This is a genomic window from Streptomyces sp. NBC_00102 (genome assembly GCF_026343115.1).
Taxonomy (GTDB): Bacteria; Actinomycetota; Actinomycetes; order Streptomycetales; family Streptomycetaceae; genus Streptomyces.
In genome coordinates, this window is record NZ_JAPEMC010000003.1 from 505,629 (window position 1) to 530,931 (window position 25,303).

The window sequence follows — 25,303 nt, forward strand, 5'->3', positions numbered from 1 at the left end:
GCACCGGACCGCGCACGCCATCCGGCCGGGACCGCTTCGGAGGACGCCGCTGGGGCGGTTCCGGCCGTCGAACTCCCGCACCCGCCGGGCTCCGCCGGCTCGCCCACCCCCTGACGCGGTGCGCCCTTACATCGATGTAAGAGCGCTCTCACAGCATCAAGAACAGACCTGTTCATGTCAATGACTGCGACCGCGCCACACCCGCCCCACGAGCCGTCAGGTGTCACACCGTCGGGCACTGCGCACGCCGCCCGCGCCCACACACCCAACTCCCCCGCCCGCGGGCCGAACTCGCCCCCGGACGACCAGTTAGCCCGTTCGCCGTCAGGGCCCCGCTCCTTCGTCCGCTCCGCCCCGGAAGAAGGTGACCTGCACAAACGGAAGGCCCGAGCGCGCATACCGGGCCTGACCGGGTGACAGGTGAGCCGACTCCCCGTGTTGCGGGCGTGACGGAGTGTCGGTTGCCTCGGACGCGGAGCACAGCGGAGGAGCCGCGCAGTCCGGCCGGGCCCCGCTGTCGATGGAGGAACCACATGCGCAACACACGCACCGGTGCGGGCATCTGTCTGGCCGTGGGTCTGCTGGCCCTCGCGGCCCCGGCCGCCGCGGCCGCCGACCCCGCCGGTGAGCAGACCATTCACATCAGCCCGGCGAGCGCCTCGCCCGGTTCGCTGGTCACCGTCACCACCCGGTCCTGCGGCCAGGAGACCTACGGAAAGGGGACCTCCGAGGCCGCAGGCGCGTTCCACCTCTTCGAGGGCAAGCGCAAGGGCGTGCTCGTCGGCGAGTTCGAGGTCCCGGACGACGCCCGGCCCGGCACCGACACGGTCACCGTGAAGTGCCCCCCGCGCATCCAGATGACGGGCACTTACCGGATCGCCGACCGTACCCCCAGCGGCGGGGTGGCCGCCGGTTTCTCCGTCCCCGTGAACCATGGCGCACAGCTCGCCCTGGGAGGCGTCCTGCTCGCCGGCGCGGCGGCAGGCACAGTGTTCAGGATGCGCCGCCGGGCGGCGCCGGTCCGCGGCTGACCGTACGACACCGTCCGCGCGCCCCGTATCCCGTCGTGCTCCGGGGCGCGCGGACGTGCCATCCCACCCGCCGCGAGACAGAGGACACGCGATGGAATCCGGGCGCAGGACCAGTACGTCGCCCCAGTCGTTCCCGGCGGTCAAGCACCTGGTCTGGGCCGTGGTGGTGGGTACCGTACTGGTGGTCAACGGTCTGCGGGACGACCGGCCGCCCCAGCCACCGGAGGCGCCGGCCGCCGCCGCTCCCCCGCTGCCCTCCGCCGCCCCGTCCTCCGCCGCCCCGCCCACCACCGTGCCCCAGCCGCAGGCCCCACCGGGCCCGGTGTACATGGCGTCCCGGTATCCGGCGCCCCCGCCGCCGCCCTCCCTCGTACGCCGTTCCACGGCGCCGCCGGTGCTCCTCCCCCGGCCGCCCGTCCGGCCGGCGCCCCTGAAGCCGTTGCCGGCGGGTTCCCGGCCGGCCGTTTCCCCGGCCCCGGCCGCTCCCGCCGTGCGGCCGCTTCCGCCGTCCCCGCCCGTGCGGCTGCGGATTCCCGGGCTCAAGGTGGACTCGCCCCTGATGAAACTGGGCCTCGACGCCTCCGGCGCGCTGGAGACCCCGCCCGACAACGACCCGGTGCTCAGCGGCTGGTACGCCGACGGGACGGTACCGGGGGCGGTCGGTACGGCCATCACGACCGGGCATGTCGACACCCGGCTCGGGCCGGGTGTCTTCTTCCTGCTGGGCGCCCTGCGCAAGGGCGCAACCGTCGAGATCGTCCGGGCGGACCGGAGCGTCGCCGTGTTCACGGTGTACGCAGTCGACTCCTACGACAAAAAGAACTTCCCCGACGAGAAGGTCTACGGCCCCTCGGACCGGCCCGAACTGCGGGTGATCACCTGCGGCGGCGAGTACGACAAGAAGTCCGGCTACCAGGAGAACGTCGTGGTCTTCGCGGCCCTGACCGGCTCACGCTGACGGCGGGGAGCTTCCCGTGACGCACCGGTCCCCGGCGGCCCGAGGGCACGCCGGGGACCGGTGTTCGCCGATCAGACCCGGTGGAGCAGGGTCGTCACGACCTGCTGGAGCGCCGCCTCCGGGTCCGCCGCCGCGTCCTGTGCGCGCCAGGCGACGAACCCGTCGGGGCGTACCAGCACCGCACCCTGCGTCGAGGTGCCGTGGACCGCGGCCCAGTCGGCACCGTCCTCGGACCGCAGGTCCGCGTCGGAGCCGGACCCGACCGTGAAGGCGTCCAGACGGATCGCCAGCCGCTTCGCCACCTGGCCCGCCGCGTCCCGCCACTCCGGGCTGTTCGCGTCGCAGAGCAGGACGAACGCCCGCTCGTAGAGGTCAAGCGTGGAGACCCGCTCACCACCGCGGTCGAGCCACATGTGCGGGGCGCGGGTGCCGGGCTCGCCGGTCAGGCCCAGGCCCTCGGGAACGACCGGAAGCTCCGGGTCGGTCCCCAGGACCGCTCCTCGGACGTAGCGGTAGCCGAGGGCGACGGAGAGCATGCCACCCTTCCGGCCGCCGCCGGGACCGCCTGCACCGGGACCACCGGGACCGCCCTGTCCGCCGGGACCACCGGGACCGCCGGGACCGCCCGGCATGCCCGGACCGCCCGACATGCCCTGCCCTCCGGGCGGACCGGCGTACCCCGGGTGGCTGTGCTCCTCCGAGCGGGCCGAGGCGCGCGCGCTGGTGGCCTTCGCCACCGGGAGCCGTTCCGCCTCGTACGTGTCCAGCAGCTCCGGGCCCGCCGCCCCGCCGACCACGGCCGCGAGCTTCCACGCCAGGTTGTGGGCGTCCTGGATGCCGGTGTTGGAGCCGAACGCGCCGGTGGGGGACATCTCGTGGGCCGAGTCGCCGGCCAGGAAGACCCGGCCGCAGGCGTACCGTTCGGCGACCCGCTCGGCCGCGTGCCAGGGAGCCTTGCCGGTGATCTCGACGTCCAGTCCCGGATCGCCCACCGCGCGACGGATGTGCTCGGCGCACCGCTCGTCGGTGAAGTCCTCCAGGGTCTCGCCCCGGTCGGGGTGCCAGGGCGCGTGGAAGACCCAGCGCTCCTCGTTGTCCACCGGCAGCAGCGCCCCGTCCGCTTCCGGGTTGGTCAGGTAGCAGACGATGAAGCGCCGGTCACCGACGACGGAGGCGAGCCCGCGGGAGCGGAAGGTGATGCTGACGTTGTGGAAGAGGTCTCCGGGGCCGGTCTGGCCGATGCCCAGCTGCGCGCGGATGGGGCTGCGGGGGCCGTCGGCCGCGACGAGGTAGTCGGCGCGGACGGTGGTGTGCTCCCCGGTCTCCCGGTTCTTGACGACCGCGGTGACCCCGTCCGCGTCCTGCTCGAAGGTGAGCAGTTCGGTGGAGAACCGGAGTTCGCTGCCCTGGGACCGGGCGTGGTCGACGAGGACGGGTTCGAGGTCGTTCTGGCTGCACAGGCACCAGCCGCTCGGGCTGAACCGGGCGAGGCCGCCGCCCGGGTCGATCTCCTTGAACAGCCACTCCTGGTCGTCGCCGGTGAGTGAACCGGCTTGCAGGATGCCGTGGTTGTCGGCGAGGACGGATGCCGCGTCCCGGATGAGCCGCTCCGCGCCGGCGGCGCGGAACACCTCCATCGTGCGGACGTTGTTGCCCCGGCCGCGGGGGTGGGTCGAGGTGCTGCGGTGCTTCTCCACCAGAAGGTGGTCGACGCCGAGCCGGCTCAGGAAGAGAGAGGTGGACAACCCCACCAGGGAGCCGCCCACGATGAGGACCGGCACGCGGTGGTCGACGCTTTCGTTCATTCGATTGCTCCAGCTCAAAGGCATGGGGGACGCAGTGTCCATGCCCTGGTGGGAGGCGGTCGGCGGGGCTTGTGCGGACGCCTCACCTGAACGGTTCATAAATCTGGCGCCGCCCGTACCAGCGTTCCACGATCGGTCGCGGGAGCGGTGCGCGCGTCGCACGGGGCGGGACGTCACCCACCGGCAGGCAGGGACCTGCACGACTTCCACCGAAACCGGCCCATGACGGGCGGGAACGGGACAGGAGAACGAAAAGCGATGACTATCCTCTCGGAACGGGTATCCCAGTCCGCCTTCGACGGTTCGAGGCTCCGGGTCATACTGCTCCTTGACCTGCACGACGGCGCCCAGAACCAGTTCCTGGAGGCGTACGAGCACATGCGCAACCAGGTCGCCTCGATCCCCGGACACATCAGCGACCAGCTGTGCCAGTCCATCGAGAACCCCTCGCAGTGGCTCATCACCAGCGAGTGGGAGAGCGCGCCCCCCTTCCTCACCTGGGTGAACAGCGAGGAGCACGTGGCGACGGTGCAGCCGTTGCACAGCTGCGTACGCGACACCCGCTCACTGCGCTTCAGCGTGCTGCGGGAGACAGGGGCCGCGTTCGAGAGCACTCCGGAGCACGCGAAGGGCCGGCTCCAGTCCGCGCCGCGTCTGGGCAACGGCGTCGTGCGCCACGCACTGACCTTCACGGTGAAGCCGGGCACGGAGGAGATCGTCGCGAAGATCCTCGCCGACTACGACTCCCCGCAGGCCCAGGTCAACGAGAACACCCGGCTGCTGCGCACCTCGCTCTTCATGCGCGGCAACCGTGTCGTGCGGGCGGTCGAGATCGAGGGCGACCTGATGGCGGCCCTGCGGCACGTCTCCCGCCAGCCCGAGGTCAGGGCCGTGGAGGAGGCGATCAACCCGTACCTGGAGCAGGACCGGGACCTGAGCGACTCCAACTCCGCTCGGTTGTTCTTCACGCGGGCGGCGCTCCCGGCCGTCCACCATGTGACGGCCGGCCGCCACGACGCCGCCGACGTCCAGCGGCACGCACTGTTCTACCAGGCAAAGGAAGGCTGCGGCATGGCGCTGGCCCGGCTGTTCGCGGGCCAGGACGAGGAGAACGCGGACGACGTCGCGAGCCCCATCGAGAGCAGCACGATCTTCCAGCGCGACGACGTCGTGGTGCGGCTCCTCGAAGTGAGCGGCCCGCTCGACGCGCAGCCCACGCAGGCGCTGGGCATCGGCGGCGACCGCAAGGCGGCCATGCTCGAACGTCTCCTCGACAGCGGTGCGCAGGGCATGCCGCGAAACGACGTGGAGGCCGCGCGCTTCCTCGCCGACTCCGAGATGGACCTGATCACCGACCGTCGGTCCGCCGAGTCCTGACGCGCGTCACCGGCAGCGGGGGCCGGCCCCGCCCTGCCGTCACACCTCACAACGTGCCTGGAGAAGAACAGCCATGACCACCCACCGGCATCGCATCGTGGATCTCAGCGAGACCCAGCCCAACCGCAGGCGCGGTGGCGACCTGCGCGCCCTGCTCACCCCGACGGCGGTCGGCGCCACCAGCGGCTTCATGGGCCTGGCCCTCGTCGACCCCGGGGACCGGATCGGCGAGCACTACCACCCCTACTCCGAGGAGTTCGTCTACGTCGTGGCCGGACAGCTCGAGGTGGACCTGGACGGCGAGACGTATTCCATGCGGCCCGACCAGGGACTGCTGATCCCGCCGCACGTCCGTCACCGCTTCCGCAACGTCGGGGACGTGGAGGCTCGCATGGTCTTCCACCTGGGCCCGCTCGCCCCGCGGCCGGAGCTCGGCCACGTCGACACGGAGGTCACCGAGGCCACGGAGGCGAACGCGACGGCCGAGCGCGGAGCGCCGCCAGAACGAACGGCGGCGTCCTCATGACCCGGCGCGTGGCCGTCACCGGGGTCGGCGTCGTCGCCCCCGGCGGCATCGGCGCCACGGCGTTCTGGGACCTGCTCGCCAACGGCCGTACGGCGACGCGCGGGATCACGCTGTTCGACCCGTCGCAGTTCCGCTCGCGGATCGCCGCCGAGTGCGACTTCGATCCCGTCGCCCACGGCCTGGACGCGGAACTGATCGCCCGCTCCGACCGGTACGTGCAGTTCGCCCTGGTGGCCGCCAGGGAGGCGCTGGGCGATGCCGGGCTCGACCTGGAGAAGGAGGACCCCTGGCGCATAGGGGTCTCGCTGGGGACGGCGGTCGGCGGCACCACACGGCTGGAGCACGACTACGTCGCGGTCAGCGAGAGCGGGGCGCGCTGGGACGTCGACCACCGGTCGGCAGGCGCCCACCTGGAGCGGGCGTTCGCGCCGAGCACCCTGGCCTCCGCGGTCGCGGAGGAAGTCGGTGCGCACGGGCCCGTGCAGACCGTCTCCACCGGCTGCACCTCCGGTCTCGACGCGATCGGGTACGCCTTCCACTCCGTCGAGGAGGGACGCGTGGACATCTGCGTCGCGGGGGCGTCCGACACCCCGATCACCCCCATCACGGTGGCCTGCTTCGACGCCATCAAGGCGACCTCGGCGAACAACGACGATCCGGAGCACGCCTCCAGGCCGTTCGACGCGCGCCGCGACGGGTTCGTGATGGGTGAGGGCGGTGCCGTCCTCATTCTGGAGGAGCTGGAGCACGCCCGGGCCCGCGGGGCGACCGTCTACTGCGAGATCTCGGGGTACGCCACCTTCGGGAACGCGTACCACATGACCGGGCTGACCCCGGAGGGGCTGGAGATGGCCGAGGCCATCAACAGTGCCCTCGCGCACGCCCGGCTCGACGGATCGCAGGTCGACTACGTCAACGCGCACGGTTCGGGCACCAAGCAGAACGACCGGCACGAGACGGCCGCGGTGAAGCGGGCGCTGGGCTCGCACGCCTACAAGGTGCCGATGAGTTCGATCAAGTCCATGGTCGGCCACTCGCTCGGCGCCATCGGGGCGATCGAGATCGCCGCGTGCGTGCTGGCCCTCAAGCACCAGACGGTGCCGCCGACGGCCAACTACGAGACCGCGGACCCCGAGTGCGATCTCGACTACGTTCCGCGCACCGCACGGCCGCTCAAGCTGCGCAGTGTGCTCTCGGTCGGCAGCGGATTCGGGGGATTCCAGTCCGCCGTCGCCATGACGCGTTCGGGCGGGAGGAACTCATGAGTACCCGGGCAGCCTCGGCGCACCGCACCTCCGTCATCACCGGGATCGGTGTCGTCGCCCCCAACGGGACCGGCGCCGGCGCCTTCTGGAAGCAGACCCAGGAGGGCGTCAGCGTCCTCGACCTGGTCTCCCGCGAGGGGTGTGAGAACCTCCCGCTGCGGGTCGCGGGCGAGGTCAGGGACTTCGACCCGGTCGCGTTCATCGAGGAGCGCTACCTCGTCCAGACCGACCGCTTCACGCACTACGCCATGGCCGCCGCCGATCTCGCGCTGAGCGACGCGCGGCTCGGCCGGGCCGACTACGAGGACACGCCGTTCAAGGTGGGCGTGGTCACCGCGGCCGGTTCGGGAGGCGGTGAGTTCGGCCAGCGCGAGCTCCAGCGGCTGTGGGGCGAGGGCTCCCGTTTCGTCGGTCCGTACCAGTCCATCGCGTGGTTCTACGCGGCCAGCACCGGTCAGATCTCGATCCGGGGCGGCTTCAAGGGGCCGTGTGCCGTGGTGGCGAGCGACGAGGCCGGTGGTCTCGATGCGCTGATGCACGCGGCGCGCTCCATCCGGCGGGGCACGGACGCCGTGGTGGTCGGTGCCGCCGAGGCGCCGCTCGCGCCGTACTCGGTCGTCTGCCAGCTCGGTTACGCAGACCTCAGCCTCAGCGACGAACCCACTCGCGCCTACCGGCCGTTCACCGCGGACGCCTGCGGGTTCGTGCCGGCCGAGGGCGGCGGCATGCTGGTGGTGGAGGAGGAGGCGAAGGCCCGCGACCGCGGTGCCAGGGTGCGGGCCGAACTGGCCGGCCACGCCGCCACCTTCACCGGAGCGTCCCGGTGGGAGGAGTCCCGGGCGGGACTGGCCCACGCGATCGAGGGGGCGCTGCGGGAGGCCGGCTGCGCGCCGGAGGAGATCGACGTGGTCTTCGCGGACGCGCTCGGTGTGCCTTCGGCGGACCGCGCCGAGGCGCTGGCGATCGCCGACGCGCTCGGCGCGCACGGACGCCGGGTGCCGGTGACGGCGCCCAAGACCGGGACGGGCCGCGCCTACTGCGGCGCGCCGGTGCTGGACACGGCAGCCGCCGTACTCGCCATGGAACACGGGCTGATCCCGCCGACGCCCAACGTGTTCGACGTGTGCCACGACCTGGACGTGGTCACCGGGCGGGCGCGCCCCGCGGAGCTGCGCACGGCGCTCGTGCTCAGCCGCGGGCTGATGGGGTCGAACTCGGCCCTGGTACTGCGCCGCCCCACCGACACCCCGCTGTGAGAAGGAGTAGTCCTCATGTCCGCATCGCTGACGTACGAAGAGCTGTCCGCCCTGATGAAGAGCGGCGCCGGCCTGACCGCCGACCCCTCCGAGATGGCGAGCCGTCCCGACTCGTCCTTCGAGGAGTACGGCCTGGACTCGCTCGGCCTGCTCGGCATCGTGGCCGTGCTGGAGAACCGGTACGGCCACGCACTGCCGGCCGACGCCGACCAGTGCAAGACGCCCGCCGAGTTCCTCGACCTCGTCAACAACACCCTCGTGACAGGAGCCTGACGTGTCCGGACACACCGAGAACGAGATCATCATCGCCGCGCCCCTGGATCTCGTCTGGGAGACGACGAACGATCTGGAGAACTGGCCGCAGCTGTTCAGCGAGTACGCGGCGGTCGAGGTCCTCAAGCGGGAGGGGCAGAAGACGACCTTCCGTCTCACCATGCACCCCGACGACAACGGCAAGATCTGGAGCTGGGTCTCGGAGCGGACCACCGACCGGTCGGGACGGAACGTGCAGGCCCGTCGGGTCGAGCCCGGGCCGTTCCAGCACATGGACATCCGGTGGGAGTACACGGAGGTCCAGGGCGGTACGCGGATGCTCTGGCGGCAGGACTTCGCGATGCGCCCGGACGCCCCGGTGGACGACGCGTGGATGACCGACAACATCAACCGCAACTCCCGTGTCCAGATGGAGCTCATCCGCGACAAGATCGAGCAGCGCGACCGGGAGCGCCGCTCCGCGTCCGTACCCGCCAACTAGGCTTCTTCCGGCGGGCCATGGACGGTCCTGGTCCGCCGGTGGACGCTCCTGACGCCCCGAAAGGCAGCCAGATGCACCACGCTCTGATCGTCGCCCGGATGGCTCCGGGTTCGGCTCCGGACATCGCGAAGCTGTTCGAGGCCTCCGACAACACGGACCTCCCCCACCTCGTCGGTGTCCACCGCCGCACCCTGTTCCAGTTCGGCGACGTGTACCTGCACCTGATCGAGTCCGACCGTCCCCCGGGCCCGGAGATCGCCAAGGTGACGGAACACCCGGAGTTCAAGGCCATCAGCGACCGGCTCACCGCCTTCGTGAGTCCGTACGACCCGCAGACCTGGCGCGGTCCGAAGGACGCGATGGCGCAGCCGTTCTACCAGTGGCAGCGGTAGCGGATCGCCCGTAACGGATACCGCCCCGGGTTCGGCACCATGGTGCCGGACCCGGGGCGGTTTCGTGGTGCGCGCGGTTACGGCACGGTGCACTCGAAGGCGTGGAGGTAGGCGTTGACCGGGTGGATCTCGCCCACCTGGAGGCCGGCCTCGGACATGTGTCCGAGCAGGCTCTCACGGGTGTGCTTCGCTCCCCCGACGTTGAGCAGGAGCAGCAGGTCCATGGCGGTGGTGAACCGCATCGACGGGGTGTCGTCGACCAGGTTCTCGATGATCACCACGCGGGCGCCCGGGCGGGCCGCGGCGACCACGTTGGCGAGGGTTCTGCGGGTGCTCTCGTCGTCCCATTCGAGGATGTTCTTGATGATGTAGAGGTCCACCTCGAACGGGATGTCCTCGCGGCAGTCGCCGGCCACGATCCGGACCCGGTCGGCGAGCGGGCCTTCGTCGCGCAGCCGCGCGTCCGCGCGGGCCACGACGCCGGGCAGGTCCATGAGGGTTCCCCGGACGGAGGGGTGCTTCTCCAGCAGGCTGGCGAGCACGTGTCCCTGGCCGCCGCCGATGTCGGCGACGGAGGAGACTCCGGTCAGGTCGAGGAGTTCGGCGACGTCCCGGGCCGACTGCACGCTGGAGGTGGTCATCGCACGGTTGAACACCATCGCGGACTCGCCGGCGTCCTGGTGGAGGTAGTCGAAGAAGCCCTTGCCGAAGGTCTCGGGGAAGACGCTCGATCCGGTGCGCACCGCGTCCTCCAGGCGCGGCCAGACGTCCCAGGTCCAGGGCTCGGTGCACCACAGGGAGATGTAGCGCAGGCTGTGCGGGTCGTCCTCGCGCAGCAGCCGGGAGGTGTCGGTGTGGACGAACGTGCCGTCCTCCGTCTCGGCGAAGACGCCGTAGCAGGTCAGCGCCCGCAGAAGTCGCCGCAGCGGTACGGGCTCGGCGTCCACGACGAGGGCGAGTTCGGCGGCGGAGGCCGGGGTCTCGCCGAGCGCGTCGGCGACGCCGAGGCGGGCTGCCGCGCGTACGGCCGCGGCGCAGGCCGCTCCGAAGGCGAGCTCACGCAGCCGCATGGAGGGCGGCGGGGTCGGGGCGCCCACGTGGGCCTGGGGCGCCGCGAGGGTGGAGGTGAGGGTGGCCTTCTCGGGGCTGGTCTCGGGGCTGGTCTCGGGGGTGGGGCTCACGGTGGTCATGCCGTCTCGTTCCTCCTGGTGCGGCGGTGAGTGGTCATTCGGCGCACATCCCGGCCGGTACGGAGGTGGCGCAGGTGTTTCCGGTGAAGGTGTTGCCGGTGCCCGCGGTGTCGCGGTTGGCGAGGTCGGCCGGGCTGTTGCCGCTCACGAGGTTCTCGCTGACCGTGTTGCCGGTGTTCAGCGCGCCGACGAAGCTCTTGAAGAGCAGGACGCCGCCGGAGAAGTCGGTGGTGCCGACGTTGTCCTGGATGACGTTGGAACGCACGACGGTGTTCTCGCTGCCGGTGAGGACGATGCCGGAGCCCTGGATGGCGGAGAGGCGCGGGGTGGCCGCGCAGAGCTTGTTGTTCTTCACGATCCGGTTGCCGCTGATCGTCATGGCTCCGGCCGCGGGCTTGGACTCGTCGCCCACGACGAAGATCCCGCTGCAGTTGCCGGTGATGGTGTTGTCGTCGATCAGGAGGTTCCTGACCCGGCGCGCGGTGACGCCGATGCGGTTGCCGCTGACCTCGTTGTCCGCGATGGTCGTCCCGCCGGTGTCCGTCGCTCCGCCCTCCTCGTTGACCGCGTTCGCGACGAAGATCCCCGCGTCTCCGTTGCCGGTGGTGGTGTTGCGGCGGATGTCGGCGCGGGTCGAGTGCTCCTGGGCGATGCCCCAGGTGCCGTTGTCACGTGCGGTGACCCGGCGGACGGAGAGGCCGTCGGTCCGGGACGACCAGACGCCGCTCTTGGTGAAGCCGGAGACGGTCAGGGCGCGGATCCTGACGCCGTCGACGGGGTTCTTCTCGGTTCCCACGACGCAGATGCCGTTGCCGCCCGCCGCGCAGGCGTTGAGCGCCCGCGGCCCCTTGGCGGGGGCGGGGGCTCCGGCCGTCGTCTTGGGGGGCGCGGCCGCCGGATCGGCGGGCGCGGTCCCGGCCGCCTGCGGTGCGACGACCGTCCGCTCCCCCGTACCGCGCAGCGTCAGGCCTGACGTCGTGATCAGCACGCTCTCGCGGTAGGTGCCGGGCAGGACGACGACGGTGTCGCCCGGGTGTGCGGCGTCGACAGCCTCCTGGATCGATTCTCCTGGGCGCACCACGTGTTCATGGTGTCCGGAGGCTGCCGTGGGGCCGGCGGAGAGCCCCAGGACGGTAGCCGTGGCGGCAGTGACGCCCGCCAGGCATTTCATGTGTTTTGTTCTCATGAGCCGAAGCTATGGGCGATCAACCGCCGACGCCACGCAGGGTGAGCGAGTGGATACAACACGCGCCCCTGAATGGCTTACGGGGGCACCCCTCGGCCGTACTCGTCCCTGCCGCACCGGGGCGGCAGGCGGACTCAGTGGGCGTCTCCCGTCGTGGAGGAGGTGATGATGTCGCCGTGCGCGAAGTCCCCCGGCGGGATTCCCGGATGGTGGCTCTCCGGCCCCGGGCGCGGGGCGGAGGTCCCCAGCGCCAGCCGGGAGACGATGCGGTAGCGGTCGCCGCGGTAGAGGGAGTGCACGTACTCGACGGGACGGCCCGCCGTGTCGGTGGTGAGGCGTTCGATCAGCAGAGCGGGCGAGAGGACCGGGATGTCCAGGACCGCTGCCTCCGCCTCGTTGATGACGGTCGGCTCGATGGACTGGACCGCCTGGTCGACGTGGACGTGGTGGTGCTCGCGCAGATGGTCGTAGAGGTCCCCCGCCTCCAGCTCCTGCGGGGTGAGGGAGGGGACGAGCTCGGCCGGGATGTGCAGGTGCTCGATCGCCATCGGTGAGCCGTCCACCAGCCGCAGGCGGGCGATGTAGACCACCTCCGCGGCGGGCGAGATGCGCAGCTTGCGGCCGATGCGCGCTCCGGCGCGGATCGTGTCGAGCTGGAGCAGCCTGCTGGACCAGGCGCCGGCCGCCCGGGGCACCACGAAGGCCGCGTCGTCCGAGACGAGTTCCTGGGTGATCTTGGCCGGGGCCACGAACATGCCGCGCCCGTGTTCGCGTACGAGCTGTCCGGTGGCGACGAGTTCGTCGACCGCGGCCCGCAGGGTGGGCCGGGAGACGCCGAGTTCGGCACTGAGGGTGCGTTCCGAGGGGATGGCGTCTCCGGGCCTGCGTACCTCGATCAGGCCGAGGAGGTGTTCACGGACCCGCTCCCGTTTGAGTACGCCACCCGAGCCCGAGGAGCTGTTCTGCATGGATCCGACCTCTCCGCCTCTTCGGGGCAACTGGTTCGGTGGTAAGCGATGGATGGGACACCACGGAGTGTACAACGCACCCAACTGCCCTTATCCCCCATAGGGTTGACGCCATCACTGGTCTATGCCACCTTCTACCCACGCCGTTGTCCAGTTGACCAATTGGTCAACTATTTTTCGAGGTGAATCCAGTGAAGATCCGCTTCATCCCGGCCGCGGTCGCCCTTGCGGCCACCTGTGCGCTCGCCGCGTGCGACAGTTCCTCCTCCGGGTCCGACCAGTCGGACGGGCCCTCCACGCTGACCGTCTGGATCATGAAGGACAGCGTCTCCGACGCCTATCTCCAGCGGTTCGAGAAGGACTTCGAGTCCCAGCACCGGGGGACCGATCTGGACATCCAGATCCAGGAGTGGGACGGGATCGGCGAGAAGATCACCGCCGCGCTCGCCAGCAAGGACGCCCCGGACGTGCTGGAGGTGGGGAACACCCAGGTCGCGCAGTACGCGCAGAGCGGCGGGGTGCTCGACCTCAGCGACAAGGTGACGGACCTGAAGGGCGCGGACTGGCTGCCCGGCCTCGCCGAGCCGGGGAAGGTCGACGGGAAGCAGTACGGCATCCCCTGGTACGCGGCCAACCGCGTGGTCATCTACAACAAGGACCTCTTCGCGAAGGCCGGCATCACCGCGCCGCCCACCACCCGCGAACAGTGGCTGGAGATCACCGGGAAGCTGAACAAGGGCGGGACGCAGGGCATCTACCTCCCCGGACAGAACTGGTACACCCTGGCCGGCTTCGTCTGGGAGGAGGGCGGCGAACTGGCCGTCAAGGACGGCGACACCTGGCGGGGCGCGCTCGAAAGCCCCGAGGCGCTCCGGGGCATGGAGTTCTACCAGCAGCTCCAGGCCCTGGGCAAGGGTCCCAAGGACTCCGACGAGGCCAAGCCTCCCCAGGCGGACGTCTTCGCGAAGGGCGACGTCGCCCAGATCATCGCCGTGCCCGGCGGGGCGAAGATCGTCGAGCAGGCGAACCCCGCGCTCGCGGGCAAGCTCGGCTTCTTCCCGATCCCCGGCAAGACGGCCGGGAAGCCGGGGGCGACCTTCACCGGCGGCTCCGACCTCATCGTGCCGGTCGCCTCGGCCCATCAGAAGGCGGCGTACGAAGTGATCGCGGCGCTCGCCGGGGAGAAGGAGCAGACCGAACTCGCCCGCACCATGAGCTACGTGCCCAACCGGACCTCCCTGGCCGGGGTGCTCAAGGACGACGAGGGCAACGCGGCGATGGCGGCGGCCGCCGCACAGGGGCGCGCCACGCCCAACTCCCCCGAGTGGGCGGCCGTGGAGGCGACCAACCCGATCAAGGAGTACATGACGGCCGTGCTCACCGGGACCGACCAGGCGAAGGCGGCGAAGGCCGCGTCCGACGCCATCAGCAAGACCCTCAACCCGTGAGCCGGCCCGCGTCCGAGGGGGGACGGGCATGACGCGGACCGCGAGCCGCCCCCTCACGGCGGAGTCCGTACCGGCCGGCCCCGCCACCCCTGAGGCCGCTCCCCCGGCCGGGGTGGCGGGCGGGCGCCGACGCGGCGTGCCGGGCACCCTCTGGCCGTATCTGCTGATAGCCCCCACCGTGATCGGGTTCGCCTTCCTGCTCGCCTATCCCCTCGCCCGTAACCTGCTGATCTCCTTCCAGCACTACGGCATGGCGGAACTGATCCGCGGAGACGCGGACTTCGCGGGCCTGGAGAACTACTCGGCGATCCTGCGGGACGGGGAGTTCTGGCAGGTGGCGCGGCGCACGCTCTGGTGGACCGCGGTCAACGTCGCGCTGATCATGGTGATCGGTACGGGCGTCGCGCTGATGCTGCAGCGGCTCGGCAAGCGGATGCGGACCCTGGTGCTCGTGGGGCTGGTGCTCGCCTGGGCCAGTCCGGTGATCGCGGCCACCACGGTCTTCCAGTGGCTCTTCTCCTCCCGCCTCGGGGTGGTCAACTGGCTGCTGGTCCGGCTGGGGTTCGACTCCTTCGAGAACTACTCCTGGTTCGCGCACGGTCCGGCCGCCTTCACCGTCCTGGTGCTGCTCGTGGTGTGGCAGTCGGTGCCGTTCGTCGCCATCACCCTGCACTCCGCGCTGACCACGGTCCCGGACGAACTCTTCGAGTCCGCCCGGATCGACGGAGCCGGCGGCTGGCGGATCTTCCGCTCCATCACGCTGCCGATCCTGCGGCCGATCTTCGGTCTGGTGCTGAGCCTCGAAGTGATCTGGGTCTTCCGGTGCTTCGCGCAGATCTGGGCGGTCACCAAGGGCGGGCCGAGCGGCGCGACCACCACCCTGCCCGTCTACGCGTACCAGGTCGCCCAGTCCCTCCACCGCTACGACCTCGGGGCCGCGGCGGCGACCCTCACGGTGCTGGTCCTGGTCTGCGCGCTGGTCCTCTACTTCCGCCAGATGTTCCGTCAGGAGGCCGAGCTGTGAGCGCCCGTCCCGCCCGCGTGGTCCTGCGCCGACTGCCTCTGAACGCCGGGGCGCTGGCCGTCTTCGCGTTGAGCGTCTTCCCCGTCTACTGGATGATCCTCACCGCGTTCAAGCCGACGTCACAGATCCAGTCCGAGACTCCGGTGTTCCTGCCGACCTCGCTCACGCTGGAGCACTTCTCCGACGCGGTGACGGCCGACGGCTTCTGGTCGTTCTGGCGCAACAGCCTCCTCGTCACGGTCGGCTGTGTGCTGCTGGCGCTCGTCGTCGCCCTCGGTGCGGCCTTCGCGGTGGCCAGGCTGCGGTGGAAGGGGCGGCGGGGCTTCGTCCTCATGGTGTTCGTCGCCCAGGTCGCCCCCTGGGAAGCGCTGCTGATCCCGATGTACGTCATCGCCCGCGACACCGACATGCTCGACCGGCTCACGACCCTCACCCTCGTCTACTTCATGATCACGCTGCCGTTCACCATCGTGACCCTGCGCAGCTTCCTCTCCGCGATCCCCGCCGAGCTGGAGGAGGCCGCCCAGGTGGACGGGTGCACCCGGGCCGGCGCCTTCCGGCGGGTCACCTTCCCGCTGCTGGCGCCGGGGCTGCTCGCCACCTCCCTCTTCGGGTTCATCACCGCCTGGAACGAGTTCGCCTTCGCCAACATGCTGATCATCAAGGACCAGGACGACCGCACCCTGCCCGTCTGGCTCTCCTCGTTCTCGAACGTCTTCGGCACCGACTGGGGCGCCACCATGGCCGCCTCCACCCTGTTCGCGCTGCCCGTCCTCGTACTCTTCCTCGTTCTCCAGCGACGGGTCGCCACCGGTATGACCGGTGGCGCGGTCAAGGGATAGGAGAAACCGTGTCCATGCCCCCCACCGGCCTCGGCCTCGTACCGGGACCCTTACGGCTCCACCTCCGACGGGGCCGGTTCACCTTCGACGCCGGCACCGCGATCCGCGCGACCCCGGGCACCGAGCCCGCCGCCCTGCTGCTGCGCACCCTGCTCGCCCCGGCGACCGGGCTGCCGCTGCCCCTGGCGGACGACGGCCGGGTGGTCCTCGCGCTCGACCCCGGTCTCACCGGCCTCGGCACCCAGGGCTACGGACTGACCGTGAGTGAGGACGCCGTGCTGCTGCGGGCGGCCCGTCCGGAGGGGCTGCTGCACGGCATCCAGACCCTGCGCCAGCTCCTGCCGCCCTCCGTCCTCTCCGCCGGCCCGGTGCACGGCACGGCGTGGTCGATCCCCTGCGTGGAGACGACGGACGTGCCGCGGTTCGCCTGGCGCGGGGCGATGCTCGACGTGGCCCGCCACTTCCAGCCGGTCTCGTTCCTGCGGCGCTTCACGGACCTGCTGGCCCTGCACAAGCTCAACGTGCTGCACCTGCACCTCACCGACGACCAGGGATGGCGGATGCCGGTCGCCGCCTACCCCCGGCTCACCGAGGTCGGCGGGGTGCGGCACGGGGGCGCGTACACCCGCCGGGAGCTGACGGAGCTGGTCGCCTACGCCGCCGACCGCGGGGTGACCGTCGTGCCCGAGATCGAGATGCCCGGCCATGTCCGTGCCGCCCTCGCCGCCTACCCGCACCTCGGCAACTTCCCCGACCGGCAACTGGAGGTCTGGGACCACCACGGCGTGTGCGACACCGTTCTCGGCGTCCACGACGAGGCGCTCGACTTCTGCCGGACCGTGCTCGGCGAGGTCATGGAGGTCTTCCCCTCGGAGTACGTCCACGTCGGCGGCGACGAGTGCCCGACCGACGAGTGGCACTCCTCGCCCACGGCGCTGCGGCGCGTCGCCGACGAGGGGCTGGCCGGTCCCGAGGCGCTGCGGGGCTGGCTGATGGAGCAGGTCGGGGCGTACCTGACCGAGCACGGCAGGCGCCCGCTGGGCTGGACCGAGTCGGGGGACGACCTGCCGGAGTCGTTCGCCGTACTGGCCTGGCGCGACCAGGAGCACGGGCTCGCGGCGGCCCGCAACGGCCATCCGGTCATCATGGCCCCGCACCGCTCCACCTACCTCGACTACCCGCAGTCGGCCCACCCGCAGGAGCCGCCGGGCCAGCCCGGCTTCTCCGTGGACCTGCCCACCGTCTACGCCACCGATCCCGCGCCCGACCACTGGGACGCGGCGGAGTCCGCGCGAGTACTGGGCACCCAGGCGCAGTTGTGGACCGAGTACGTACCCACCGCGGCGCACGCCGAGTACCTCGTCTTCCCCCGGCTGTGCGCCCTGGCCGACACCGCCTGGTCCGGCGGTCGCGACTGGGACGGATTCCGCACCCGGCTGGACCACCACAGAACCCGGCTCGACGCTCTGGGAGTGCCGAGCCGCCCCTCCACGCTCCACCATCCCGAGAGGAACACCAGGTGACGAGCACAGCCACGAACAAGAGAGCACGCACCCCCCGCCGCGGCGTCTCCCGCGTCCGGGTCGCACTGGCCGCCGCCGCGCTGGCCGGCCTCGGTTGCGCCACCCTGGCGGCCGCACCCGCCACCGCCGCCGGCGAGGCCCTGACGGTGCAGTACCGGCAGAGCTCCGCCGGATCCGACCAGGCGGAACCCTGGTTCAAGGCCGTCAACACCGGCAGCACCTCCGTCTCCCTCGCCCAGGTCAAGATCCGCTACTACTTCAAGGCCGACTCCGGAGCCTCGTACACCTACGCCTGTTCCTGGGCGGTCAAGGGGTGCGCGAACATCACGGGCACCTTCGGCACCCTGGCCAACCCCACCAGCACCGCGGACCGGTACCTGGAGATCGGCTTCACCGCCGGCGCCGGCTCGCTCGCCCCGGGCGCGGACACCGGCGACATGCAGTTGCGGTTCTACCGCTCCAACTGGCAGCCGCTGAACCAGGCCGACGACTACTCCTTCGGTTCCGGGCAGACCTCGTACGCGAACTGGTCCAAGGTCACCGCGACCGTCGGCGGTACCCAGGTCTGGGGCACGGCACCCGCCGGCAACGGCCCGACCGATCCCACGGACCCGACCGATCCGACCGACCCGCCGGCCGCCGGGCCCCGGCTCTTCGACGACTTCAACTACACCTCGTACAGCGACCCTTCGATCGGAGCCCACGGCTGGAACGTACGCTCCAACTCGGGCGGCCCCGGGGTGCCCGGCGCGAGCTGGCCGGCCGAGAACGTCACCTTCGCCAAGGAGGGGACCAACTCGATCATGAACCTGGAGACCTCCACCGCCGGTACCGCGGAGAGCACCAAGCAGACCGAGGTGCTCACCAAGGCGACGAAGTTCCGGAACGGCACCTACGCGGCGCGGGTCCGGTTCGCCGACGCGCCGAAGTCCGGCCCCGACGGGGACCACCTCGTCAGCACGTTCTTCACGATCAACGACCTCAAGGCCCCGATGGCCGACGACTACGCCGAGTACGACTTCGAGTACCTGCCCAACGGCGGCTGGGGCGAGCCCTCGAACATCCTCTACACCACGTCCTGGGAGACCTACCGCCCCGACCCGTGGGAGGCGGTCAACCAGCACTCCGAATCACGGATCAGCTACGCGGGCTGGCACGACCTCGTCCTCACCATCGACAACTCGTCCATCGTCTACTACATCGACGGCCAGGAGTTCGGCCGCCACGACTCCCGCTACCTGCCGGAGCGGCCGATGTCCATCAACTTCAACCAGTGGCTGATCGACCTCGCCGGCCAGACCAGCACCACCCCGCGCGCCTACGACCAGAAGGTCGACTGGGTGCTGCACGTCAAGGACCAGGTGCTGAGCCCGGCCCAGGTCACCGCGGAGATCGCCGCCTACCGGGCGGCGGGCAAGACCTTCGAGGACACCGTGCCGGCGAGCTGATCGCCCGCACGTTCCCGGCCCGGGGGACGGACGCCGCTCGCGCGGGCGCGTCCGTCCCCCGGGTGCGTTCCGTCGGGCGGTCGGGAGGTCCCTGCGCGGCAGGCGGGCGGTCCCGGCGCGGCCCGGGGGGCGGCCCGGGGGCCGGACGGCGCTCCTGTCACCAGAACCGGCCGAAGTAGCGTTGCCGTTTCCGGACGTCCAGGAGCAGCAGATGCTGCTCCAACGCCCTTCCTGCTTCGACGACTTCGGCCGGGGCAGGGCCCTTCGTCCTGGCGGCGACGAATTCCTTCAGGGTCCGCACCTCCGTCGCGCAGTTCCGGATGGTGTCGGCCGTTTCCGGCGCCGAGTGGGCCGCGGCGACACGTATCCTCTCGAACGCAGCCGGCCGGGTGACGGTCGTGAAGGCGCCGACCTTCGGCTTGATCCCCTCGAACTCCGCGAGGTACATGAGGTAGAACGCGTACTCCCGCAAGGCCGCGTCTGCTTCCCTCCGGGTACCGGCCTTGATCTCGGGCGGGACGGGAAGGTGGCGGTAGTCGTCCTTGAGCAGCGTGTGCGTACGGTCGCAGAGCAGCTGGGCCTTGGCGCGGACCTGCCGGCAGGCTTCGACGCTCGGCGGCAGGCCGTCGAGGGCCGCGAGGTCCTGGTGCACCTGCTTGACTTCGCGGATCGTCGGCGCCCACAGCGGACTCTGGTCGAACAGCCTTTGGGCGTCCCAAGCGGAACGTTGCCCCGGTGGGGAAACCAGGCAGTAGTCCGCCACGGCGGAGAGGTAGCCGTCGAAAGTCGTGCGAAGCAGCGGAACCGACGCCAAAATGGCATCCGCCTCGGCCTGGATGACCTGGTTGCGCCGCTTCTCCTCGTCCCTGACCGGCTGGTCCTTGTACGTCTTCCAGGCGAACGAGGCCAGCATGCCGAGCGACTTGACCGTCGCCTCGGCCATCGTCGGAGGCCGCTTTCCCGGAGGGGGCGGCAGGAAGGTCCGGTACGTCGGGTCGGTACTCCTCGGCAGCCGGACCGGGGCCGGTACCTCGGGACTGAGATCCACCCGGGGAGGCTCCTTGTACTGCGAGCGCCTCCGCTCGTCGCGTGGCTCCCGGTTGGACTCTCCCGCTACGAGCTTCTCGGACTGAGGACGTGCCATGCCGCCTCCCCCCGAGCTGCCGGGCCCGCCGGGCACCTCAACAGATCGTCACGCTCACCACACTCTCCATTACCCCGACGGGCCGCGACAAAGCGCATTCCGGGCATGACCGTCCGAACCCCACCGCGCGGCCCTCCCGAGAGCGCGGCGGCGCTCTCGGGACCGTGCGCCGCCGCGCGTGGAGCCTGCCGCTGCCGGATCAGGAACGCGCGGCGCGCCGGGCGTTGTTCTGGGCGCGTCGCAGATGCTTGGCCACCTGACACGGCACCGCGTCCGCCGCGCACTGGCGGCAGGTGCGCCGGTGTGCCTCGTACGGGTCGTCCGTCTCGTCGAAGAAGGCCCGGTTCTGGTCGGGGGTCGACAGCATGGTGACTCCTGGGGGGGTGGGTACTTCGGGGGATGACGCGGCGCCGGACCGCGTGAGCGGGACCGCGCAGATCAGATGATGATCTTGTTACTCCGAGTAGAGCGAATCGGATTACCGATCAGTGCACACACGGACCCTCCACCTGCCCCTGAGACTGCCCTCGCGGTCCTCCGGTCCGGCTTCGCAGGCATCTTTCCCGTACCGGCTTCAGAAGGCGTACCGGACGCGCAGCCACGGCGCGTGGTCCTCCAGCAGCCCCTGGAGACGCGCCAGGGACTGCTCTTTGATCTCCCGGGAGTAGCGGACGTTGAGGGCGCCGTTCTGCGAACGCTTGGACTCCTGGGCCGCGGGCTGCCACAGCACCTCCTCGGCCCGGGGGTGCCAGCCGAGGTTGACCTCGTGGAGGGACCGGTTGTGGGTCAGCATGATGATCTCGGCCGCCGCCTGCTCCTTCACGCGGGCGGGCAGTACGTCGTCGAGGTGGGTGAGCAACTCGGCCCAGTCCCGCTGCCATCCGGGGCGCAGGACCACGGGTGAGAGGTTGAAGTGGACCTCGTACCCCGCGTCGAGGAAGTCGGCGGCGGCCGCGATCCGTGTCGCGACCGGGCTGGTACGGATGTCCAGGAGCCTGGCGTCCGCGGCCGGCATGACGGAGAAGCGGACCCTCGTACGGCCCCGGGGGTCGAGGGCGAGCAGGTCGGGGTTGACGAACTTGGTCGCGAAGGACGCCTTGGCGGTCGGCATGCCGCGGAACGCGGCGATCAGGTCGGCGGTGTTGTCGCAGATCAAGGCGTCCACGGAACAGTCGCCGTTCTCCCCGATGTCGTAGACCCACGCGCTCGGGTCGCACTGGTTGGGTTCCGTCTTGGGGCCCTGGGCACGTACGTGGCGCCGGACGTGGGCCACGATCGCCTCGATGTTGGTGAACAGGGTGATCGGGTTGGCGAAGCCCTTGCGCCGGGGGACGTAGCAGTAGACGCAGGCCATCGCGCAGCCGTTGGAGGGGCCCGGGGCGATCCAGTCGGCCGACCTGCCGTTGGGACGCGTGGCGAGGGTGTGCTTGACGCCGAGGACCAGCGTCTCCGTCTTCACACGTACCCACCGGGCGACATTGCCGTCGTTGCCGTGGAGCGAGGGGATGCGCCAGTGACTGTCGACCTCGGTGACGCGCACACCCGGCAGCCGGGCCATGATCTGCTGCCCGCGCGGGGAGTCGAGGGCCGCCCGCTCGGCGTAGACCTCCCGGACGTCGAGCATCCTGCGCGCCTGCGGGCTGTCCCGGAACGCCCGCGGTGAGGCGGGGTCCGGGGAGGCGTCCGGCCACCCGAAGAGCGCCTGCTGCTCGGGTTCTCCCGGGTCTTCACCGATGGGCCGCCCGGGCTGCTGGTCCACGTGCTTCTCCTTCGCGTGTGCGGGTGGCCCGGAGTCCGAACGAAAGGCCCTCGGGCCGTCGGGCGCGGTGCCGGGGCGCTCAGTCCCGGCGGTGGCGTTCCTGCTCCAGCAGTTCGTCGAGGTCGGTGAGCCGGTCCAGGCCCCGGACGGCCCGGCTCATCCGCGCGTTGTGCTCGAACCGGTCGCGGTGGCGGTGCAGCAGGCTCCAGTACCCGGCGGTGAAGGGGCAGGCGTCCTCGCCCACCCGTACGGAGGGCTTGTAGCGGCAGGGTCCGCAGAGGTCGCTCATCCGGTCGATGTAGGCGCCGCCGGAGGTGTACGGCTTGGTGGTCATGCGGCCCCCGTCCGCGTACTGCGACATGCCCACCACGTTCGGGACCATGACCCAGTCGTAGCCGTCCACGAAGCCGCGGTGGAACCAGTCGGTGACGGCGCGGGGGTCCCAGCCCCGTTGCAGGGCGAGGCTGCCCAGGATCATCAGGCGCGGGATGTGGTGGGTCCAGCCGGTCTCCCTGACCTGGTCCAGGACGTGGCCGACGCAGTGCGCGTCGGTTCCCTCCGAGGACAACTCCGTGAACCAGTCGGGCAGTCGGCCCCGGTGGCGCAGGGCGTTGCTCTCCCGGTACTCGGGGCCGAAGTACCAGTAGACGTGCCAGACGAACTCGCGCCAGCCCGCGATCTGCCGCACGAACCCCTCGGCGCTGTTGAGCGGCGCGTCGCCGGACCGCCAGCGCGCCTCCGCCCGTTCGACGCACTCCGCGGGGTCGAGCAGTCCGAGGTTGAGCGAGGAGGAGAGCAGGCTGTGGCTCATCGTCGGGTCCTCGGCGAGGATCGCGTCCTCGTACGCGCCGAAGGTGGCGAGCCGGTACTCGGTGAAGCGGCGGAGCGCCGCGAGGGCTTCGCGGCGGGTGGCCGGGAATCTGCGGGGTCCGTCCTCGCCGACGAACCCGGCCTTCCCTTCGCGTGCCCAGCGGTCCAGGTCGGCGCGTACCTCGGCGTCGATGTCGCTCTCCCGGGGCCGGTAGGGCGCAGGGACGCCCAGCCCGGTCGCGCCGCGCGGTGGAGGTTCCCGGTTGTCGTGGTCCAGGTTCCACCGGCCGCCGGCAGGCTGGTCGCCCTCCATCAGCAGATCGTGCGTCCGGCGGACCCAGCGGTAGAAGTCCTCCTGACGGAGGTGCTTGGTACCGAGGCCGTCCGCCCACTTCCTGAACTCGTCGTGCGCCACGAGAAATCCGCGCGCCGGCAGCACCCGGACCGCGGGCAGGGCGTCCACGAAGGCCCGGGCGGCGTGGGAGGTGGGGTGGTGCACGGTCACCGGGCCGTCGCCGACGGCCCGGCGCAGCCCTTCGCGGTAGGTGTCCGCCTTGACGTACCGCACCCGGTCACCGAGCTCGGCGGCCCGGTGGCGCATCGCCGAAAGGATCAGGTGGGCCTTGGCGCGGTGGAACCGTCTGCGGCGGAAGACGCTCCTGGCCTCGATCATCACCAGCGGCGCGTCCCGGGAGGGTCCGCCGTGCGCCGGGTCGGTGAAGTGGGGACCGAGCTGATCGCCGAACAGCCAGTGGGCGGTCGCGTGTTCTTCGTCAGTCATGCCGAGCGCTCCATCGACGGTCCGTTCTGCCTGCCTTCGTCCGTCGATCAAAGCGCACGCCGGTCCGGGCGGTGTCCCTCACACGCCGGGTACGTCGCCCGGAGACTCCGGTGCCGACGCGAAAACGGCGGTCCGGTCGGGACGACCGGCCGGGTCGGCGGCGTTGAGGCGGCTGAGCTCCTGGGCGGTGGCGGCGTCCGCAGGCAGGAACGCCTCGACGGCCAGCTCCGCGACGGTCGCGTCGAGCGGCATGCCGAAGGTGGCGATGGTGCAGATCAGCGCGAGTTCGGCGCCCCGGTACCGCAACCGCAGCGGCAGGGTGAGGTCGGTGCCCCCGGCGCGGGACGGCCGGTCCGGTTCGCCTGCCGCCGGGTAGCCCCGCAGCTCCCGCAGCAGCCCGGTCAGCCCCGGTTCGGCGGTCAGCTCGACCCGCCGCTCCAGGCGCAGCAGCAACTGGTCGCGCCATTCGGGGAAGTTCAGGATGCGCGGCCGCATGCCCCGGGGGTGCAGCGCGAGTCGCAGCGCGTTGACGGGTGGGCTCAGCAGTTCGGGGGCCGCGTCCTCGGCGAAAAGCGCGAAGCCGCTGTTGCTGAGCACGATGTTCCAGTCGTGGTCGACGACGAGGGCGGGCAGCGGTTCGTGTCCGGTGACTATCTGCCGGAGCGCGTCACGTACGGGGCGCATGCCGGCCGCGTCCAACGGTGAGTCGGTGCGGACGGGGGCGTACCCGGCGGCCAGCAGGAGCTGGTTCCTCTCGCGCGGCGCCAGCTCCAGGTGCCGGCCCAGGCGCAGCACCATGTCGCGGCTGGGGCTCGACCGGCCGGTCTCCAGGAAGCTGAGGTGGCGGGCGGAGATGTCGGCCCGGACGGCCAGCGCGAGCTGGCTGTAGCCCCGGCGTTCCCGCCACCGGCGCACGAGTGCGCCCACCGGTCGGTGCGGCTGCCGCTGGTCGTGCGCCTCGGTCATCCCCCCACCCTGCATCAGCGCGGGGTCGGGAGACAACCGCGTTACGGATCGCGGGAGATGACGGAACGGGCCGTCCGTGGAGGGGCCGCGGCCGGCCCGGGTCCGGGCAGCGGGGCCCGGACGGGGCGCGGGGCCGGAGGTCACCCCGCGTACCGCCTCGTCCGGGTGAAGCGGTGGTGCTCCCTGACCTGTCCCGTACCGTCGCGGAGCAGGAAGTCCACGCCCTCCGCTCCCTGGTCGGCCCTCGCGTCGGCGCTGTCCTCGCGCCACCGGTAGCGGAGGGCGTCGTGCTGCGCGGAGGCGCTGCCCGCCAGGAGCCGCGCGCCGCCGTCCACGAGTGCGGCGGTGATGGCGTGCGGGCCTTCGTGCACTCCGTCGCAGTCGACGAGGCGGGCGTCCGGCAGGTAGAGCCGGGCCGCGTCCGTCAGCGTCAGGTGGCGCTCCGCCTGCCCGTCGAGTGCTTCCGATGCCTCCGGGGGCTCGTTGAACTGGTAGTCGGCGGCGATCCGGCCGTCACGGTCCAGCAGCACCACGTCGAAGCCGACTGCGAGCACCTCGTCCTTCCGGTCCTCGGGCGTCATCACCCAGTCGAACGCCAGCGCGCCGTGGTTCCGCATCAGTTCGCCGCCGGGCCTGAATCGAAGTGCCCGGCCGCCGACGAACTGGTCGTACGCCTCGGTGACGCGGGCCACCAGTTCCTCGGTGCCCCGAAAGCGCCGGGTCGCGGTGAGATGCAGTCCGTCGGGCCGCCACAGGGCGGCCACCGCGGCTCGCCGGACTGCGGGGTCGGGCTCGTTCCAGAGGGCGATGTAGCGTTCCGGAGTCGCGTGCGCGCTCATGTGGGGTTCTC

At 71.3% G+C, this 25,303-nt stretch carries 24 protein-coding genes; 14 read left to right on the forward strand and 10 right to left on the reverse strand.

Annotated features, from left to right (window positions below; genetic code table 11):
* The first annotated feature begins 533 nt into the window (after nt 1–533).
* Both OHA55_RS32675 and OHA55_RS32680 read left to right on the forward strand, forming a co-directional pair.
* A complete protein-coding gene (locus OHA55_RS32675) occupies nt 534–1,031 on the forward strand; it encodes a sortase (RefSeq protein WP_266713365.1) in 498 nt (165 codons plus the stop codon).
* Nucleotides 1,032–1,470: 439 nt separating this feature from the next.
* The gene (locus OHA55_RS32680; protein ID WP_266713582.1) at nt 1,471–1,989 is read left to right on the forward strand and encodes a class F sortase; all 519 of its coding nucleotides are present in this window, start codon (nt 1,471–1,473) and stop codon (nt 1,987–1,989) included.
* Nucleotides 1,990–2,060: 71 nt separating this feature from the next.
* Here OHA55_RS32680 and OHA55_RS32685 read toward each other — a convergent pair whose 3' ends face one another.
* On the reverse strand, nt 2,061–3,794 hold the full coding sequence (locus tag OHA55_RS32685; RefSeq protein WP_266713367.1) for an FAD-dependent monooxygenase: 1,734 nt from the start codon (nt 3,792–3,794) through the stop codon (nt 2,061–2,063).
* Nucleotides 3,795–4,052: 258 nt separating this feature from the next.
* Between OHA55_RS32685 and OHA55_RS32690 the strand changes: the two genes are divergently transcribed.
* The 7 genes from OHA55_RS32690 to OHA55_RS32720 all read left to right on the forward strand — a co-directional run bounded on the left by OHA55_RS32690 (nt 4,053) and on the right by OHA55_RS32720 (nt 9,364).
* Complete coding sequence (locus OHA55_RS32690) at nt 4,053–5,171, forward strand: SchA/CurD-like domain-containing protein (protein WP_266713369.1); 1,119 nt, start codon at nt 4,053–4,055, stop codon at nt 5,169–5,171.
* 73 nt (nt 5,172–5,244) lie between these two features.
* The gene (locus OHA55_RS32695; protein ID WP_266713371.1) at nt 5,245–5,697 is read left to right on the forward strand and encodes a cupin domain-containing protein; all 453 of its coding nucleotides are present in this window, start codon (nt 5,245–5,247) and stop codon (nt 5,695–5,697) included.
* Nucleotides 5,694–6,962, forward strand: coding sequence for a beta-ketoacyl synthase (locus OHA55_RS32700; protein ID WP_266713373.1), 1,269 nt, complete (start codon nt 5,694–5,696; stop codon nt 6,960–6,962). Before OHA55_RS32695 ends, OHA55_RS32700 begins: the two co-directional genes overlap by 4 nt.
* Nucleotides 6,959–8,218, forward strand: coding sequence for a ketosynthase chain-length factor (locus tag OHA55_RS32705; protein ID WP_266713375.1), 1,260 nt, complete (start codon nt 6,959–6,961; stop codon nt 8,216–8,218). Before OHA55_RS32700 ends, OHA55_RS32705 begins: the two co-directional genes overlap by 4 nt.
* A gap of 15 nt (nt 8,219–8,233) precedes the next feature.
* Nucleotides 8,234–8,491: an acyl carrier protein gene (locus OHA55_RS32710; protein ID WP_266713377.1), complete on the forward strand. Its 258-nt coding sequence runs from the start codon at nt 8,234–8,236 to the stop codon at nt 8,489–8,491.
* A gap of 1 nt (nt 8,492) precedes the next feature.
* Nucleotides 8,493–8,972 (forward strand): SRPBCC family protein, encoded by a 480-nt coding sequence (locus tag OHA55_RS32715; RefSeq protein ID WP_266713379.1) that lies wholly within the window; start codon nt 8,493–8,495, stop codon nt 8,970–8,972.
* Between the two features lie 71 nt (nt 8,973–9,043).
* On the forward strand, nt 9,044–9,364 hold the full coding sequence (locus OHA55_RS32720; RefSeq protein ID WP_266713381.1) for a TcmI family type II polyketide cyclase: 321 nt from the start codon (nt 9,044–9,046) through the stop codon (nt 9,362–9,364).
* Nucleotides 9,365–9,441: 77 nt separating this feature from the next.
* On the opposite strand, the gene OHA55_RS32725 is transcribed toward OHA55_RS32720, so the two are convergent.
* From OHA55_RS32725 to OHA55_RS32735, 3 genes are all read right to left on the reverse strand, one after another.
* Nucleotides 9,442–10,554, reverse strand: a complete 1,113-nt coding sequence (locus tag OHA55_RS32725) for a methyltransferase (RefSeq protein WP_266713383.1) — start codon at nt 10,552–10,554, stop codon at nt 9,442–9,444.
* A 34-nt stretch (nt 10,555–10,588) separates the two neighbouring features.
* Nucleotides 10,589–11,740, reverse strand: a complete 1,152-nt coding sequence (locus OHA55_RS32730) for a nitrous oxide reductase family maturation protein NosD (RefSeq protein ID WP_266713385.1) — start codon at nt 11,738–11,740, stop codon at nt 10,589–10,591.
* Nucleotides 11,741–11,874: 134 nt separating this feature from the next.
* Nucleotides 11,875–12,708: a GntR family transcriptional regulator gene (locus OHA55_RS32735; RefSeq protein WP_266713387.1), complete on the reverse strand. Its 834-nt coding sequence runs from the start codon at nt 12,706–12,708 to the stop codon at nt 11,875–11,877.
* A gap of 191 nt (nt 12,709–12,899) precedes the next feature.
* Here OHA55_RS32735 and OHA55_RS32740 point away from each other — a divergent pair, with 191 nt between their 5' ends.
* The 5 genes from OHA55_RS32740 (at nt 12,900) to OHA55_RS32760 (ending at nt 18,993) form a co-directional block, all read left to right on the forward strand.
* Nucleotides 12,900–14,156, forward strand: a complete 1,257-nt coding sequence (locus tag OHA55_RS32740; RefSeq protein ID WP_266713389.1) for an extracellular solute-binding protein — start codon at nt 12,900–12,902, stop codon at nt 14,154–14,156.
* Between the two features lie 28 nt (nt 14,157–14,184).
* Nucleotides 14,185–15,180: a carbohydrate ABC transporter permease gene (locus OHA55_RS32745; RefSeq protein ID WP_266713391.1), complete on the forward strand. Its 996-nt coding sequence runs from the start codon at nt 14,185–14,187 to the stop codon at nt 15,178–15,180.
* 92 nt (nt 15,181–15,272) lie between these two features.
* Entirely contained in the window at nt 15,273–16,022 is a 750-nt protein-coding gene (locus tag OHA55_RS32750; RefSeq protein ID WP_266713584.1) for a carbohydrate ABC transporter permease, read from the forward strand.
* A 14-nt stretch (nt 16,023–16,036) separates the two neighbouring features.
* Complete coding sequence (locus OHA55_RS32755; protein ID WP_266713586.1) at nt 16,037–17,545, forward strand: beta-N-acetylhexosaminidase; 1,509 nt, start codon at nt 16,037–16,039, stop codon at nt 17,543–17,545.
* Nucleotides 17,542–18,993 (forward strand): cellulose binding domain-containing protein, encoded by a 1,452-nt coding sequence (locus OHA55_RS32760; RefSeq protein WP_266713393.1) that lies wholly within the window; start codon nt 17,542–17,544, stop codon nt 18,991–18,993. Before OHA55_RS32755 ends, OHA55_RS32760 begins: the two co-directional genes overlap by 4 nt.
* Before the next feature lie 157 nt (nt 18,994–19,150).
* On the opposite strand, the gene OHA55_RS32765 is transcribed toward OHA55_RS32760, so the two are convergent.
* The 6 genes from OHA55_RS32765 to OHA55_RS32790 form a co-directional block, all read right to left on the reverse strand.
* Nucleotides 19,151–20,137 carry a hypothetical protein gene (locus tag OHA55_RS32765; RefSeq protein ID WP_266713395.1) on the reverse strand — a complete coding sequence of 329 codons (987 nt, stop codon included), beginning with the start codon at nt 20,135–20,137 and terminating at the stop codon, nt 19,151–19,153.
* A 199-nt stretch (nt 20,138–20,336) separates the two neighbouring features.
* Entirely contained in the window at nt 20,337–20,504 is a 168-nt protein-coding gene (locus OHA55_RS32770) for a hypothetical protein (RefSeq protein WP_266713397.1), read from the reverse strand.
* Nucleotides 20,505–20,711: 207 nt separating this feature from the next.
* Entirely contained in the window at nt 20,712–21,896 is a 1,185-nt protein-coding gene (locus OHA55_RS32775; protein WP_266713399.1) for a spore photoproduct lyase family protein, read from the reverse strand.
* Between the two features lie 79 nt (nt 21,897–21,975).
* Nucleotides 21,976–23,487 (reverse strand): cryptochrome/photolyase family protein, encoded by a 1,512-nt coding sequence (locus tag OHA55_RS32780; RefSeq protein ID WP_266713401.1) that lies wholly within the window; start codon nt 23,485–23,487, stop codon nt 21,976–21,978.
* Nucleotides 23,488–23,565: 78 nt separating this feature from the next.
* On the reverse strand, nt 23,566–24,453 hold the full coding sequence (locus tag OHA55_RS32785) for a helix-turn-helix domain-containing protein (protein WP_266713403.1): 888 nt from the start codon (nt 24,451–24,453) through the stop codon (nt 23,566–23,568).
* 140 nt (nt 24,454–24,593) lie between these two features.
* Nucleotides 24,594–25,292 (reverse strand): hypothetical protein, encoded by a 699-nt coding sequence (locus OHA55_RS32790; protein WP_266713405.1) that lies wholly within the window; start codon nt 25,290–25,292, stop codon nt 24,594–24,596.
* Between the last annotated feature and the right edge of the window lie 11 nt (nt 25,293–25,303).